Below are 15,018 nucleotides of genomic sequence, written 5' to 3'. Positions count from 1 at the left end.
TGTCGCAGGTAGAAAGCCTTGGTGCGGCCCGTCTTGGCCGCTAGATTGTCCAGCCGCTGCTCGATTGCGGGATCGAGCCGGATCGAGGTTGCCATGATGTGATCTCCTGGAATACACGTATTCAATGTATTCAGTATATCTGGACATCCCGCGATCCGCAAGGCATGGTCCGCCGAGCGTGGCATCGTCAAGATGCAAGATTCAAGCTGCAAGTTGCAAGGGGATATCGCCTGCTTGAATCCTCAACTTGAATCTTGAACCTTGAGTCTTGAGTATGCCGCCTACCGGGCCGGTGCCTCCCAGGCGATTTCATATCCGCTGCTGCGCCCGCCCCCTGCGGTCGGCCTGAGGCATCCCTTCTCGACCAGATCGGCCAATTCACGGTACGCCGTGGCACGGCTGGTCTTGTTCAGGCTCACGTACTTGCGGGTATTGATGCCGCCCTCGACGCCAACCGGCCCGGCGTCGAGCAGCCTGTTGATCGCCTTGCGCTGGCGGGCGTTGAGCGGGGTCGTTTTGTGACGAAGCCAGAACCTGGCCTTTGCGAGCGTCACGGCCACCGTCGTCTCGGCCGCCAGGGCAGCCGCCTCCACCTGGGCCAGAAACCATTCCAGCCATCCGGTGACGTCCATCTCGCCGCGTTGCGTGGCCTCCAGCATTTCGTAGTAGCGCTTCCGCTCGCGCAGGATCTGCGCGGACAAGCTGAAAAACCGCATCGGCTGGCGCTCGTCCTGCGACAGGGCCATGTCTGTGATGGCGCGGGCCAGGCGGCCGTTGCCGTCCTCGAAAGGGTGCAGCGTCACGAACCACAGGTGCGCCAGGCCGGCGCGGATCAGACCGTCCAGATCGCCCGGCGCCGCGTTGAACCAGGCCAGAAAACGCTCCATTTCGAAATCGAGCCGTTGGCGTGGCGGCGCCGCAAAATGCACGTGCTCGTGGTCGACGTGCCTGGAGACGACCTGCATCGGCGCGCTGCCCCGCAGGGCGCCGGTGCGGACAACGAACAGCCCCGAATAGCCGGTAGGGAACAAGGCCGCCTGCCAGCCGCACAGCCGTTCGATCGTCAGGGGCGTTTCGAAATTCCGGGCGGCGTCCAGCAGCGCCTCGATCAGGCCGTCGACGGCGCGCGGCGGAACGGGCAGGCCGGCGGCAGGCAGCCCGAGGTGGCGCGCAACCGACGAGCGCACCGCATCCAGATCCAGTCGCTCGGCCTCGATGGCGCTGGTGGTGATCCCGTCCTCGACCAGGATCGCGGAAACGGCCTCCAGCGTCAGGCTTGCATCGAGGAGCCGGGCGGCCCCGAGCACCTTGCCCTGCGCCAGCCTTGCTCGTGCGAGCGCCGCGCCCAGCGCGGCCGCGTCCCAGCGAAAATGAGGCCAGTCAGCTTGTTCCCATATCCATGATTGATGCGTTTGCATGTCACAATCGCTCCAGTTTATGAAGCGATTATGGGTACGCATCGTTTCAGGTGCAACATACAAGCTTGATTGCCTTCCATCCGCCGCCTCGCTCGACGAACTGCCGCGGTTCATCAACGCCCAGTACGACATCGACGCCATGCGCAACGGGTCGCTCGGCTTCGACCTCATGACCATCGGCAAGACGCTTGCCGTCGTCTGGCGCGATCAGAACGCTTATTGAGAAACAAGATTCAAGATTCAGGCTGACAAGGCAAGGGGTTGCAGACAGGCTGCCTTCCTTGCAACTTGAATCTTCACCCCGCTCTCACATTCGAGACATCCGCCCTCAATATTTCACCCGGATTCCCCGCCGGAATGTCCGCCCAACCCGACGCGCTGGCCAGACAGGCCGGGCTGCTCGGCTGGTCGATCGGCAGCAAGCCCGCACGCCAGCGCCCTTTCCGCGATGTGCCGTCCCTTGACTGGACAGTTCGGGTTAAAGGCAACCGCACCCGGTATGGCATCGGCAGCGGCAGCGGGCATCGTCGAAGAAGCGCCGGCCAGCGGCTCTATCCAAGCGTCGACGATCAAGGCCGTGGCCAAGTGGGGATTTAGCGCCGCTGCCGGGGGGCGTTCAATTCGCCGGCCGCCTTGAATGCGGCGAGGCTCAGCCAGCCCACGGCTTCATGTCCTTGTCCGCACCCAACAGGACTTGCTTACACATCAATAAAACATATGCAAAACGACTTGTCGATAAATTTTACACATAAACAAAGTACGGTATAAAAATACCAATATATTGATATGAAACGACTAATTGAAAATCAAGGCTCGGATTCCGGCCCGATTTCATCATGCCGGGCCTGTTTGGCCGGTTTTGGCGGGTCGATTTTGTCGGATTATTTTACAGTCATGGTCCGAACCTACTAGTTGCCACATCCGAAACAACCAAATCAAATTGTTAAATGATTGATTGCAAACATCATAAATAAAAATACCAGAAAGCTGGAACGGCCATTGCTAAATGCTTGTCGCCGCGAAGGGAACTATTCGGTGCAAAGAATATTTACACCATGGTGGCAGGGTAGGATGTAGTTGATAAATCGATCGATACATATCTACATGAGGAGACTTAAAAAATGAAATTTATGAAAACTATGATGACCTTGGCAGTTGGTGGTATTGGTCTCGCAGGTGCGACCGGTGCGCAGGCTATTGCCACCGGCGGCGCCGCTACGGGTACTTTCGACTGGGGTGCTGGTAACACGACAACGCTGGCCGGTTCCTGGTTCAGTATGCTGGCTGCCGACGTTGATGAGGACATGATTCCGGAAACCAACGTGTATACCGGATTGCGTGGTGCGGGCACGACCGGTACCAACTTCGTGACAGCGGGCGGCACCCTGAACTTCGGTCTGGCGAATGCCGCTGGCACGATTGATCGCCCTTGGTCCTTCTTTAATGCTGCCGGTACTCACTGGAACAATCAAGTTCTGGAAGTTACGGTTGTTGATGCCAATACGCTCCATGTCAACATGGCGGGCTGGACCGTGAACTGGAACGGCGGCGACATCGACATGGGCGCGGGTGGCCCGGCCGTGATCTCCAACGTTGACGGCATCTGGAACAACGGTAACGACACGCTTGATTACTCTGCAGTTGTGCCGTCCGGCGGTTTTGCTGGCGTGCAGTACGCGTTGCATCTGCAGGGCTCGATGGCCCCCGTGCCCGAGGCTTCCACCTACGGCATGATGCTGGCGGGCTTGGGTCTGGTGGGCTTTGCGGTGCGCCGCCGCAAGCAGTCTGTGGTTTGACTGATGAGCCGGGTCTTGAGCTGGCCCGCTGATTAATCTGATGGTGTACGTATACGGCGGAGTAATCCGCCGTATTTTTTGTCAATACTATGTTGCTTGGTTGCTCATGTTGAAACAGATCAAGAGCGCCGAGTCGTGGTTAAACGGGCTTTATGTAGATCCCGTCAAACTTCGATTTGAGCGCGGAATGAAGGGCAAGAAACACTTTGTCGAGTGGCTGGTCGGGTATCAAGCCATTATCGACTTCTACAGTGCAGTACCTGGCGGTGCGAGTGAAGCTGAGAGGGTGCGGATGCACGTGCTGAATCATCTCAATATTCTCGACACGCCGGCTTACCACGATTTAGCTAGCACGGATCGTAAGCGCTTCTCGGAAGACGTGCTTTCCTATCTTTATGCTTGCAGCTTGGCGAAGGATTTCGGCTTTGATATGAAGTTCTATCTGGCAGAAATTTCCCAAATCTTGCCGCGTATTTATGAACATGCCCCATCCCGGGGTGCGAGCCAGCGCATGGCACTGATCAGGCGGCTTGGAGCGCTTGGGTTGCCGGCTACGGACGCAATGAACTTATTGATTGATAAAACGCAGATCAGGCAGAGAAAATCGGTAGCAGAGTTGCAGAAGATACATGTCTACCTGATGGTCCATGAAATTTCTCATTTGACCGATGGAGGGCGGCATCCTCCCAAACTGCTGAATATCGGAGATATGGCTTATTTGTCGGATCTGATGGAGGGATTGCTCGATCCGATGCTGGAGGATGTGGACCTGTTATCAGAAGTAATCGAGGCGATGATATGTCTAGGATTTGTCAACAATGAAAATATCCGGAAGGCGTTGAGCTTTATCGCGCTGAGCCAGAATGAAAACGGATCGTTCGGTGCCTATGAGGATGAAAGAAACAGTTTAAGGCTGCAGGGCAGTGCTTACGATGTGGACGTCGGGATGTACCTACATGCCACGACTGTCTGCTTGCGTGCACTGATCGCCGCTAATGCCCATTCGGTAGGACGAGAGGGTGAATTTGCTTGTTCATTGCAATAAATACCAAATCCTGCGAAAGCCGGGATTTGCATAAATATTCTAAGGAGGAGAAAACGAAATGGCGAAGCATGTTTTTCACACATTAAAGACGCTCACAGTTGCCATGGCATTGGCGCAGACATCAAGCGCCTTAGCCACGAATGGCTATTTCTTGCCGGGCGCGGGTTTTCGTTCGCAGGGTATGGGAGGCGTCGGGATTGCGTACGGCCGTGATTCGCTTTCCATTGCCGCGAACCCAGCCAATATCGTCAACACTGGAATGCGGGGCGATCTGGGCGCGGGGGTGTTTAACCCTGAGCGCTCGGCATCCGTCGGACGGCGAGCTGGTCAGGTTTCTCCATTCAATTTCAATAATGGCGCCGAGAGTGACTCCAAGTATTTCATCATGCCGGAAATGGGGATGACGATGCCCCTTACCGAGAACTTGCATGCGGGCTTTGCCGTTCTAGGGAACGGCGGAATGAACACGAGTTACCCGGTTAACCTGTTTAACTACACCGGCGTGCCGGCGGCAGCACGGGGGCCGGGACGTGACAAGAAAATTGGGATCGACATGATGCAGCTGCAAATCCCGCTTACCGTTGGCTACAGAGTCAATGAAACGCATTCGGTGGGTGCTGCTCTCATGCTGGCAGCGACCCGTTTCCGGGCATATGGGCTTGAGGCGTTCAGAAATTTCGACCAGGTGCTCAATATGGCTATCAGTGCTGATCCCGCTCATTTGACGGGACAGGGATTCGATTACAGCTATGGTGCTGGAATCAAGCTGGGCTGGCTGGGGGACTTTCTGGATGACAGGCTGACGCTGGGACTTGCCTATACCTCTAGGGCTTATATGACCAAGTTCGATAAGTACCGCGGCTTGTTTGCAGAGCAGGGAGATTTCGACATTCCTGAAAATTATGGTATTGGAATCACCTTCAAACCCAAGAAGAATCTGGTCATTTCAGCGGATGTCTTCCGTATTAATTATGCAGATATTGCCTCCATTGGTAACCGTGGCCCAGGCACAAGTGAGGGGGACTATAGCGATCCCAATAATCAGGTTGCCGGGATACCGTCCACCTCCGATTCGACCAAGGAATTGGGCAATGATCAGGGCATGGGGTTTGGCTGGAAGAACCAGACCGTCTACAAGCTTGGCATGCAATACGGTGTAAACAAAAGGCTGTTGGTTCGCGCTGGATACAACTACGGTAAGAGTCCGATCCCGGATGATCAACTGACTTTTAACGTTCTCGCGCCGGCAACTGTCGAAAAGCACTATTCCGTGGGCTTTACCTACAAGCCATCAGATGAGCTCGAAGTGACCGGCACGTATATATACGTTGCGTCCAATTCGCAGGATTCTCCGCCCAACCAAAATATCGTGGGAATGGCTGATATCAATATGCACCAGAACGTATTCGGCTTGACCTTCGGTTGGGTGCTCGATCCGGGCCCTCATGCGGCTGAAGAATACGGTGAAAGCGACTGGGCCGGCATCAACTTCGACGGCTGGTACGCGGGCCTGGGGATCGGACAGTCGAAATACGGGGACATCGACGAAGCCTCTGCCAACACCCGCAGCGAAGGCTGGAAGGTTTACGGCGGCTACCAGTTCAACAAGTACCTCGGCATTGAAGGCGGTTATGCCAACCTCAACGACATGACGGCCAGAACCGGGGCGGTCGTCACGAACCTGGCTGCCGATGCATGGACACTGGGTGCAGTGCTCAGTTATCCGGTTACCGAGAAGTTGTCGGTGATGGGCAAGCTGGGTGCGGCCTACGTGCTTGCCGACGCCAGGGTGAAGAACGGTGCCGCGCTCACGGTGCGAAGCGGCGACGACAGCTATGAGCCCAACTATGGGGTGGGCGTCAGCTACGCGCTGCTCGACAATCTGAACCTTCGCCTTGAGTGGGAACGCTTCGACCGGAAAGAATATGACATCGACCTCGTGACGGCGGGTCTGGCACTGAAATTCTGATGCCAGGTTGGCTGTCGTTTTTTTCAAGCCGGGGACGTGTCCCTGGCTTTTTTTGTGTTCGAAAATACGCCAGCGAGGGCGAGCCGCGAGATTGCCGGATCGCCCCATCAGGTATCGGTGACCCGCATAAAATTGCCTTCGTCCCGCATCGAAAATTTTTCACGTATTTTGATTCGGTATGCTTTCTGCACGTGATATCCACCGGCGTGCTTGCTGTAACATTCGTACCACATAATTTCCAATAATCCGGATCGAGAGGAAGACAACATGCAAAGTTACAAGAAGCTGATTCTGCCGTTGATGATCGCCGCACTGCTTGCGGGTTGCGGCGACAAGAAAGACGAGGCGGCGGGCGAGAAAGCCGCGACCCAGGTGGCGGCCAAGGTCAACGGCACCGAGCTGACGGTGCATCAGGTCAACTACGCGCTGCAGCGCATTCCCAATCTTGATGCGGAAAAATCCAAAGCGGCTTCGCTGCAGGTGGTGCGCAATCTGGTGGAGCAGGAACTGCTGGTGCAGAAGGCGCTGACCGACAAGCTGGACCGTGACCCCACGGTGGTGCAGGCGCTGGACGCGACGCGCCGCCAGATTCTGGCCGAGGCCTATATGAGCCGCAAGCTGGGCACGCCGGCCGAGCCGAGCGATGCCGAGGTGTCGACATATTTCGACAATCATCCCGAGCTGTTCGCCAAGCGCAAGATCTATCGCCTGCAGGAACTCTCGATCAAGGCGCCGGCAGACAGGCACGATGCGATCCGCGCCCAGTTGGGCGCATCCCAAAACCTGAACGATTTCGCCGCCTGGCTGAAAGCGGAGAATCTGCCGGTCAAAGCGGCGCAGGGCGTCAAGCCGGCCGAGCAGCTGCCGCTGCAACTCCTGCCGCAGCTGGCCCAGATGCCCGACGGCCAGGCGATGGTGGTGAATGCGCCGGACGGCCTGATGGTCATCGTGCTGGCGGATTCGCAGGTGCAGCCGGTGACGCTGGAACAGGCCAAGCCGGCGATCATCCGCCTGCTGCAGACAGAGGCGCGCCAGAAGGCGGCCAAGGCCGAGCTGGATGCATTGAAGACCGCCGCCACGATCGAATACGTGGGCGAGTTTGCCGATGCCGGCAAAGAAGCCGCGGCGCCAGCCGAGAAGCCGGCCGCAGCAGCTGCCGATGCGGCGCCGGCGGCGCCCGATGCTGACGCCGATGCGATCAGCAAAGGCATTTCCGGACTCAAGTAAAAAAGCAGGTACAAGGGACAAGTTACAAGGTTCAAGACGACAGCTGGCGGGCGGCGTGTCGCGCGCTTTCGCAGGCTCTTGCAACTTGTAACTTGCAACTTGTAACTCACCGGTCTCGCGTCCGTGCTGACGTCCCCCATCTTCGTCCGCAGCCTGCCGTTCGGGCTGTATATCGCGTTGCTCGCGCTGGAAGGTCTGCTGCCCGGCTGGGCGCCCGGCTTCGACGTGCGCTGGCTGTATCCGCTGAAGGCGGGGCTGGTGGCGTTGGCGCTGGCGGTGCTGTGGCGGCATTACAGCGAGCTCAAATCGTATGGCCTGCCGCTGAAGCACCTGCTGCTGTCGCTGGCGGTGGGCGTCGTGGTGCTGGTGCTGTGGGTCAATCTCGACGCCGGCTGGATGCTGATGGGCGAAGCTGGCGAAGGCTACGATCCCACCGATGCGGCCGGCCGTATCGACTGGCTGCTGGTGGCGTTCCGCATCGCCGGCGCCGCGCTGGTGGTGCCGGTGATGGAAGAGCTGTTCTGGCGCTCGTTCCTGCAGCGCTGGGTGCAGCAGTCCGACTTTCTGGCGCTCGATCCGGCGCAGATCGGCCTCAAGGCGCTGCTCATCGCCAGCGCGCTGTTCGCCGTCGAACACCTGCAGTGGCTGGCCGGTCTAATAGCCGGCCTGGCCTACGGCTGGCTGTATATCCGCACCCGCAACCTGTGGGCGCCCATCGTCGCGCACGCCGTCACCAACGGCCTGCTCGGCGCCTATGTGGTGACCACCGGCCAGTGGAGCTTCTGGTGAAAGCCCGGCTGTCGTGCGTGGCGCTGGGCGCGTTACTGGCCCTGCCCGCAGCAGCGAAGGAAGGCGACACCTTTCAGCCCTTCGTTTCCTACACACGCTATTACGACAGCAACCTGTACCGCCTGGCCGCAAGCGAAAAAAATCTGGTGCCGAAGCTGTCGGACCAGTACGGCGTGTTGAGCGCCGGGCTGAACATCGACTGGCAGATCGGACGCCAGCGCGTCATCGCCAGCGCCAGCAAGAATCTGGTGCGGTTTTCCCGCTATTCCCATCTGGACTACGACGGCTCCGACTACCAGCTGAAATGGAACTGGCGGCTGGGCAACCGCTGGTCGGGGCTGGTGGGCGCAACCGAAAGCACTACCCAGAGCAGCCTCAGCGATCAGCTGGGCTTGCCGGTCAACAATACGGTCACCCGCGAAAACAGGTTTGCCAATGCCGACTGGCAGTTTCATCCACGCTGGCATGTGGGGCTGGGCGCGGCCGCAGTCACCTCGACCAACAGCACGGTGCTGCGGGCGCCGCTGGATTACGAAGACACCAGCGTGTCGGCCACGCTGGGCCACACTACGCCCAAGGGCAGCAAGCTGCGCGGTCAGCTGCGGCAGGTGGATGGCGAATATCCCAACCGGCCAATGGTCTTTCTTGACCGCTTCTACACGCAGACCGAATACAACCTGCTGGGCGACTGGAACCTTACCGGCAAGCTGACGGCGCGCGGAAGAATCGGTTATACCCAGCGCGAGAACGACACCCAGTCCCAACGCGATTTTTCGGGGGTGACGGGGCGCCTGTCGGCGGATTATTTCCCCACTGGCAAGACCATGCTGACCTGGGCAGCCTATCGCGAGATCGCGAACTCGGACGACCTCAACGCCAGCTACCAGTTGAACACCGGCACTAGCCTGGGCGCGGCCTGGCTGCTTACTTCCAGGGTCACGCTGCGCGCCAGCGGCAGTTTCGAGAACCGCAATTTCGAGGGCGACACTGGCGTGGTGATTCCCGGGCTCGTGCAGCGCGACGAAGACACCCTGAGCGGCTCGCTGTCGCTCAGCTATGCGCCGGTGCGCATGGCCACCATTGATGTCGGGGTGCAGGCCGGGCGGCGGGATTCCAACATGGCTGTCAACGATTACACGTTTCGTTCGGTGTTTGTGAGTGTGCGGGCCGATTTTTAAGGGGCCGATTGGTCTGCCGTTCCGGCGAGGGTGCGCAACCGCAGGCAGGAGGCCCGCTCTCTGGGTAGCGGGTCGCGGAATTTGTCGTGGTGGCCGCACGGCAATGGCCGATGGGCACAGGTTTTGCTGACTTGGTTGACGCGAAGGTGGGTGGTTTTGACCATGGACAGGGATAGAATGTCCGCCACCCGATGCCGGCCGGTTGCACGCCACATGTTTGAAGCAACCGGTGGACAGGCCGGCCGCGGCGGAAGCGAAAGGCAATCGGCCCACCGGGTTGCTTGCACGTAAATAATTCGAACAGAAGAGCGGACAGCCTGTGTAGCTGCCGCCGATTGGAGAGAAGCAATGAGGAGATGGTGGCGTAGTGTTTTGATGTTGTGTGCGTTGCTGCCGGCTGCGCCTGCATGGAGCGCGGACAACGATTACCGCATGGGCACCGGCGATGTGCTGCGCATCACGGTGTACGGGCAGCCCGACCTCACCACCGAGGCGCGCGTGGGCGAAAACGGCGGCATCACCTTCCCGTTGATCGGCGACGTCAGGCTGGCCGGCATCACCCCCGCGCGGGGCGAAACCGAGATCGCGCAGCGCCTCAGCAAGGGCGGCTTCATCCTCGAACCCTTTGTCACCCTCAACGTGGTGCAATACCGCAGCCAGCAGATCTCGGTGCTGGGGCGGGTCAACCGGCCCGGCAAGTACACGCTGGAAAAAATCAGCCGCATCTCCGATGCGCTGGCGCTGGCCGGCGGCATCATTATCGACGGCTCGGATACCGTCACCCTGGTGCGCACCCGCGACGGCAAGCCCGAATACCACGACATCGACGTCATTGCACTGTTCAGGCCGGGCGGCGAAGCCAGCAACGAACTGGTGCAGGACGGCGACATCGTCAACGTGGCGCGCCAGCCGATGTTCTACATCTACGGCGAAGTGCAGCGCCCCGGCGCCTTCCGGCTGGAGCAGAACATGAGCGTGGTGCAGGCCTTGTCGATGGGCGGCGGGGTGACCCAGCGCGGCACCCAGAAGGGCATCAGGATCCTGCGCCGCGACGCCAGCGGGGCGATGCTGCAGCTGGATACCCAGCTGGCCGATCCGGTAAAGAAAGACGACGTGATCTACGTCAAGGAAAGCCTGTTCTAAGGGACGCCACCATGAACTTTACTCAATTCCTGCTGATCCTCAACGCGCGTAAGTGGATCATCCTCGGCGTGCTGCTGCTCACCGTTGCAGTCACTGCCGCAGTGAGCCTTTTGCTGCCCAAGGAATACACGGCGACCACCACGCTGATCATCGATTCCAAAAGCAAGGATCCGTTCACCGGCCAGCTGCTGCCGTCGCAGATGTTCCCCGGCTACATGGCCACGCAGATCGACGTCATTAAAAGCAGCCAGGTGGCGAACAAGGTGGTGAGCGGACTGAAGCTGACCGACAACCCGGGTACCCGCAAGCAGTTTATCGAAGCCACCCAGGGCGAAGGCAGCATCGAACAGTGGCTGGGCGATCTGCTGCTGCAGAAGCTGAACGTCGAGCCCTCGCGCGAATCCAGCATCATTTCCATCGGCTTTACGGGATCGGACCCGCGCTTTGCCGCGATCGTGGCCAACGCTTTTGCCAAGTCCTATATCGAAACCAGCCTTGATCTGCGCCTGGCGCCAGCCAGGCAAACCGCTGCCTGGTTCGACCAGCAGATCACCCAGCTGCGCCAGAATCTCGATCAGGCGCAGCAGAAGCTGACCGCCTATCAGCGTGAAAAAGGCATCGTCGAATCCGAGGAGCGGCTCGATGTCGAAACCCGCCGCATGGCCGACCTGGCCGGGCAGATGGTGGCGGCGCAATCGGCGTCGTTCGATGCCAGCTCGCGCACGCGCGACAGCGCCAGCCTGCCGGAGGTCATCAACAACCCGGTGGTGCAGAACCTCAAGGCGCAAGTGGCGCAAGGCGAAGGCAAGCTGGCCGAACTGGCCAATCGGGTGGGGGCCAACCATCCCGACTTCATCCGCCTGCAGGCCGAGGTGAACAGCTACAAGGCCAAGCTCGCCAACGAACTCAATACCGCCACCCGCGGTGTCGGCGCCACCGCGGGCGCCGCCCGCCAGCGCTTCGGCGAGCTCTCCGGCGCGTTCGAGCGGCAAAAGGCCAAAGTGCTGGAACTGAAGCAGCAGCGCGAAGAGGCTACCCTGCTGGCGCGCGATCTGGAAAACGCCCAGCGCATCTACGATTCCGCCCTGCAGCGCTACGGCCAGAGCCGCATGGAAGCGCAATCCACGCAGACCGACATTGCCGTATTGAATCCGGCGGTCCCGCCCACCCAGCCGTCCAAGCCGCGTGTGATCCTGAGCGTGCTGCTGTCGCTGTTCCTCGGCACCCTGCTGGGCGTGGGCATCGGCTTCCTGGTCGAACTGCTGGATCGGCGCGTGCGCTCCGGGCAGGACATCGCCGCCGGGCTGGAGATTCCGGTGCTGGCCGAAGTCACCAAAAACAGCCGTGTACTCGAAGCCTTGCGCCGGCTGTTCCGCCGCAACCGCCCGGCGATGGCTTGATGCCGCTTGATTTCAATTTGAAATGAATAGGGCACAACGCATGGAAACCGCAGGCTGCGCGATGCGTACCGACAGCACGGCGCACCCAACTGCAGGAGCGGCGCCTTCGCCGCGAATTTCGCACTCCACACCGCATCAGTCGAGGTTCATATGAATTCACTCACAAGCACCAGCGAGCAGGATCGCATTGCCGAGGCGGTCACCAGCATCCGCGCCGACACCAATATTGGCAAGCTGCTGCAGGATGCCGGCAAGCTCAAGCCGCAGGACATGGAGCGCGTGCTTCAATTGCAGCAGAAGGAAAATCTGCGCTTCGGCGAGGCTGCGCAAAAGCTCGGCCTGGTCAGCGAGGCCGACATCCGGCAGGCCTTGTCGCACCAGTTCGAATACCCCACCATTCCCGCCGCCGAGGCCAGCCTCAGTCCCGAACTGACCGCCGCCACCGCACCCTACAGCAGGGAGGCGGAGGCGCTGCGCTCGGTGCGCTCCGAACTGCTGCTGCGCTGGTTCAAGGATGGCCGCAAGACGCTGGCGGTCGGCAGCGCGCGCGCGGACGAAGGCGCGAGCTATCTGGCCGCCAACCTGGCGGTGCTGTTCGCGCAGATGGGGCGCAAGGTGCTGCTGGTCGATGCCAACATGCGGCAGCCGCGCCAGCACGACATCTTCAACTTGGGCAACGGCATGGGGCTGTCCGACATCCTGGCCGAGCGCATGCCCTCGCTGCAGGTGCACACCATCAAACCGTTCCAGACGCTGTCCGTGCTGTCGGCCGGTTCACCGCCGCCCAACCCGGCCGAACTGCTGGCGCGGCCTGCATTCGGCGCCTTGCTGTCCGGGCTGGAAACCAGCTACGACATCATCCTGATCGACACCGCGCCGTCGCAGCTCAGCTCGGATTTCCAACTGGTCGCAGCGCGCGTCGGCGGCGTACTCATTTCCACCCGCCGCAACGTCAGCCGCATCAACCCGCTGGCCGAACTGAAGGAAAAGATCACCCTCACCGGCGCGCAGGTCGTGGGCGCCGTCGTACTGGATTGAACGCATGAACACGCTTGCCCCGCGCGCCTCCGCGCTCGACGTCCTGGAACCCCTCAAGGCCTGGTGGCCGATCGTACTCGGCCTGCTGGTGCTGTATGTGCCGACTTACTGGGTGCTCGCGCACGGTCTGTGGAACTCGGACGACCATGCCCACGGCCCCATCGTGCTGGTGGTCGCCCTGTATCTGGTCTGGCAGCAACGCGCCGTGTTCACGCGCGATGCCAGTGCCGCGCCCACGCGCAGGGAGGTCGCAACCGGCTGGACGCTGCTGATCCTCGGCTTGCTGGCTTATGCGTTGGGGCGCTCGCAGGATATTCTGCTATTTGAAATCGGCTCGCAGATTCCGGTCATTCTTGGTGCGTTGCTTATCACGCTGGGCACGCGCGCCGCGCGCGCCCTGTGGTTCGCGCTGTTCTTCCTGTTGTTCATGATTCCGCTGCCGGGATTCGTGGTGGATGCCGCCACCGGCCCGCTCAAGCAGTACATTTCGGTGATCGCCGAACAGGTGCTGTATGCCGCCGGCTATCCCATCGCGCGCAGCGGCGTCATGCTCACCGTCGGGCAATACCAGCTGCTGGTGGCCGACGCCTGCTCCGGACTGCACTCGATGTTCAGCCTGTCGGCCATGGGCCTCTTGTATCTGTACCTGATGCAGCGCACCAGCGTCGCGCGCAATCTCATCATCATGGCGGCGGTTCTGCCGATTGCGTTTGCCGCCAACATCGTGCGCGTCATGGTGCTGGTGCTGGTGACGTATCACCTGGGGGACGAGGCGGGGCAAGGGTTCCTGCATGGCTTCGCCGGTATCATGCTGTTCGTCATCGGCCTGCTGTTTTTGTTCGTGCTGGACTGGATATTGGGCTTCATCTTCCCCGACCGCCCGCGTGTCCGGGCGCAAGGCTGATTCGTGGAGACAGGGATGAAACTCATCAGCATCAAACACCTGTTTGTCGGCCTGTGCATGCTGGCCGCGGCAGGCATGGCGCTCGCGCTCAAACCGACAGTTAAGGTGGCGGACAGCGGCCCCAAGATCGACCTTGAAACCCTGATACCCAAGCAGTTCGGCGACTGGGAAATCGACCAAACCATTGTTCCGTTGATTGCCAACCCCGAGCAGGAAGCGCTCATCAACAAGATATACAACCAGACCCTCACGCGCACCTACGTCAATGCGCGCAACGAACGCATCATGCTGTCCATCGCCTACGGCGGCGACCAGAGCGACAACATGGCGGTGCATAAACCCGAGGTCTGTTATCCCGCGCAGGGATTCCAGATATTGAAAAACGCGACCGGAACGTTTTCGACCGGGGCCAGCGATATCCCGGTCAAACGTCTGATTGCCACCCAGGGACGGCGCATCGAACCGATCACGTATTGGACAACCGTTGGCGATACCGTTGCCGTCAATGGCCTGAAATGGAAGCTCCAGCAATTAAAATACGGCCTCACCGGAAAAATCCCGGATGGCTTGCTGTTCAGGATTTCGAGCATCCAGGCAGACGATGCCAAGGCTTACCAAACGCAGGACACGTTCGCCCGCGATCTGCTCAAGGCGATGTCGCCGAGCGGCCGCGAACGCATCATCGGCAACCCCGGTTCGGCCGGCTGAACGAACTGCACCTTTATCCAACTACTGGCTTCATTGCAACGGAAACACCATGACCAAAAAAGCACTCATCACCGGCGTCACCGGCCAGGACGGCGCCTACCTTGCTGAATTCCTGCTGGGCAAGGGCTACGAAGTTCACGGCATCAAGCGCCGCACCTCGCTGTTCAACACCGACCGCATCGACCACCTATACCAGGACCCGCACGAGACCGGCCGCAAGTTCATCCTGCATCATGGCGACCTCACCGACTCGTCCAGCCTCATCCGCATCATCCAGCAGGTGCAGCCCGACGAAATCTACAACCTCGCCGCGCAGAGCCACGTCGCCGTCAGCTTCGAAGAACCCGAATACACCGCCAACTCCGACGCCCTCGGCGCGCTGCGCATTCTGGAGGCCATCCGC

15 protein-coding genes are annotated in these 15,018 nt (G+C 60.1%); 14 read left to right on the top strand and 1 reads right to left on the bottom strand.

Annotated features, from left to right (window positions below):
- Nucleotides 1-281 precede the first annotated feature (281 nt).
- Entirely contained in the window at nt 282-1,418 is a 1,137-nt protein-coding gene (locus tag Q0L94_RS01395; protein WP_296749366.1) for a Fic family protein, read from the bottom strand.
- On the opposite strand from Q0L94_RS01395, the gene Q0L94_RS01390 reads away from it, so the two are divergent.
- The 14 genes from Q0L94_RS01390 to Q0L94_RS01325 all read left to right on the top strand — a co-directional run.
- Complete coding sequence (locus Q0L94_RS01390) at nt 1,417-1,641, top strand: hypothetical protein (protein ID WP_296749364.1); 225 nt, start codon at nt 1,417-1,419, stop codon at nt 1,639-1,641. The genes Q0L94_RS01395 and Q0L94_RS01390 overlap by 2 nt on opposite strands.
- A 134-nt stretch (nt 1,642-1,775) precedes the next feature.
- Nucleotides 1,776-2,015: a hypothetical protein gene (locus Q0L94_RS01385; protein ID WP_296749363.1), complete on the top strand. Its 240-nt coding sequence runs from the start codon at nt 1,776-1,778 to the stop codon at nt 2,013-2,015.
- A 524-nt stretch (nt 2,016-2,539) separates the two neighbouring features.
- Entirely contained in the window at nt 2,540-3,214 is a 675-nt protein-coding gene (locus tag Q0L94_RS01380; protein WP_296749362.1) for a PEP-CTERM sorting domain-containing protein, read from the top strand.
- Between the two features lie 109 nt (nt 3,215-3,323).
- Nucleotides 3,324-4,259, top strand: coding sequence for a hypothetical protein (locus Q0L94_RS01375; protein ID WP_296749360.1), 936 nt, complete (start codon nt 3,324-3,326; stop codon nt 4,257-4,259).
- Nucleotides 4,260-4,317: 58 nt separating this feature from the next.
- The gene (locus Q0L94_RS01370; RefSeq protein WP_296749358.1) at nt 4,318-6,228 is read left to right on the top strand and encodes an outer membrane protein transport protein; all 1,911 of its coding nucleotides are present in this window, start codon (nt 4,318-4,320) and stop codon (nt 6,226-6,228) included.
- Nucleotides 6,229-6,495: 267 nt separating this feature from the next.
- Nucleotides 6,496-7,455: an EpsD family peptidyl-prolyl cis-trans isomerase gene (locus Q0L94_RS01365; protein ID WP_296749357.1), complete on the top strand. Its 960-nt coding sequence runs from the start codon at nt 6,496-6,498 to the stop codon at nt 7,453-7,455.
- A 123-nt stretch (nt 7,456-7,578) separates the two neighbouring features.
- Nucleotides 7,579-8,244, top strand: coding sequence for a CAAX prenyl protease-related protein (locus Q0L94_RS01360; RefSeq protein ID WP_296749355.1), 666 nt, complete (start codon nt 7,579-7,581; stop codon nt 8,242-8,244).
- Complete coding sequence (gene epsL / locus Q0L94_RS01355; RefSeq protein ID WP_296749354.1) at nt 8,241-9,422, top strand: XrtB/PEP-CTERM-associated polysaccharide biosynthesis outer membrane protein EpsL; 1,182 nt, start codon at nt 8,241-8,243, stop codon at nt 9,420-9,422. Before Q0L94_RS01360 ends, epsL begins: the two co-directional genes overlap by 4 nt.
- A gap of 348 nt (nt 9,423-9,770) precedes the next feature.
- Nucleotides 9,771-10,565: a polysaccharide export protein EpsE gene (epsE, locus tag Q0L94_RS01350; RefSeq protein WP_296749352.1), complete on the top strand. Its 795-nt coding sequence runs from the start codon at nt 9,771-9,773 to the stop codon at nt 10,563-10,565.
- A gap of 11 nt (nt 10,566-10,576) precedes the next feature.
- Complete coding sequence (gene epsF / locus Q0L94_RS01345; protein ID WP_296749350.1) at nt 10,577-11,965, top strand: chain length determinant protein EpsF; 1,389 nt, start codon at nt 10,577-10,579, stop codon at nt 11,963-11,965.
- Nucleotides 11,966-12,115: 150 nt separating this feature from the next.
- On the top strand, nt 12,116-13,003 hold the full coding sequence (gene epsG, locus Q0L94_RS01340; RefSeq protein WP_296749348.1) for a chain length determinant protein tyrosine kinase EpsG: 888 nt from the start codon (nt 12,116-12,118) through the stop codon (nt 13,001-13,003).
- A 4-nt stretch (nt 13,004-13,007) separates the two neighbouring features.
- Nucleotides 13,008-13,907 carry an exosortase B gene (gene xrtB, locus Q0L94_RS01335; RefSeq protein ID WP_296749346.1) on the top strand — a complete coding sequence of 300 codons (900 nt, stop codon included), beginning with the start codon at nt 13,008-13,010 and terminating at the stop codon, nt 13,905-13,907.
- A 15-nt stretch (nt 13,908-13,922) separates the two neighbouring features.
- Entirely contained in the window at nt 13,923-14,615 is a 693-nt protein-coding gene (gene epsI, locus Q0L94_RS01330; RefSeq protein WP_296749344.1) for an exosortase-associated protein EpsI, B-type, read from the top strand.
- 49 nt (nt 14,616-14,664) lie between these two features.
- The coding region (locus tag Q0L94_RS01325; protein WP_296749342.1) for a GDP-mannose 4,6-dehydratase at nt 14,665-15,018 on the top strand (354 nt) is incomplete at its 3' end.

It is taken from the genome of Thiobacillus sp., from assembly GCF_024708915.1.
This window is presented reverse-complemented; position numbering and strand designations above follow the sequence as displayed.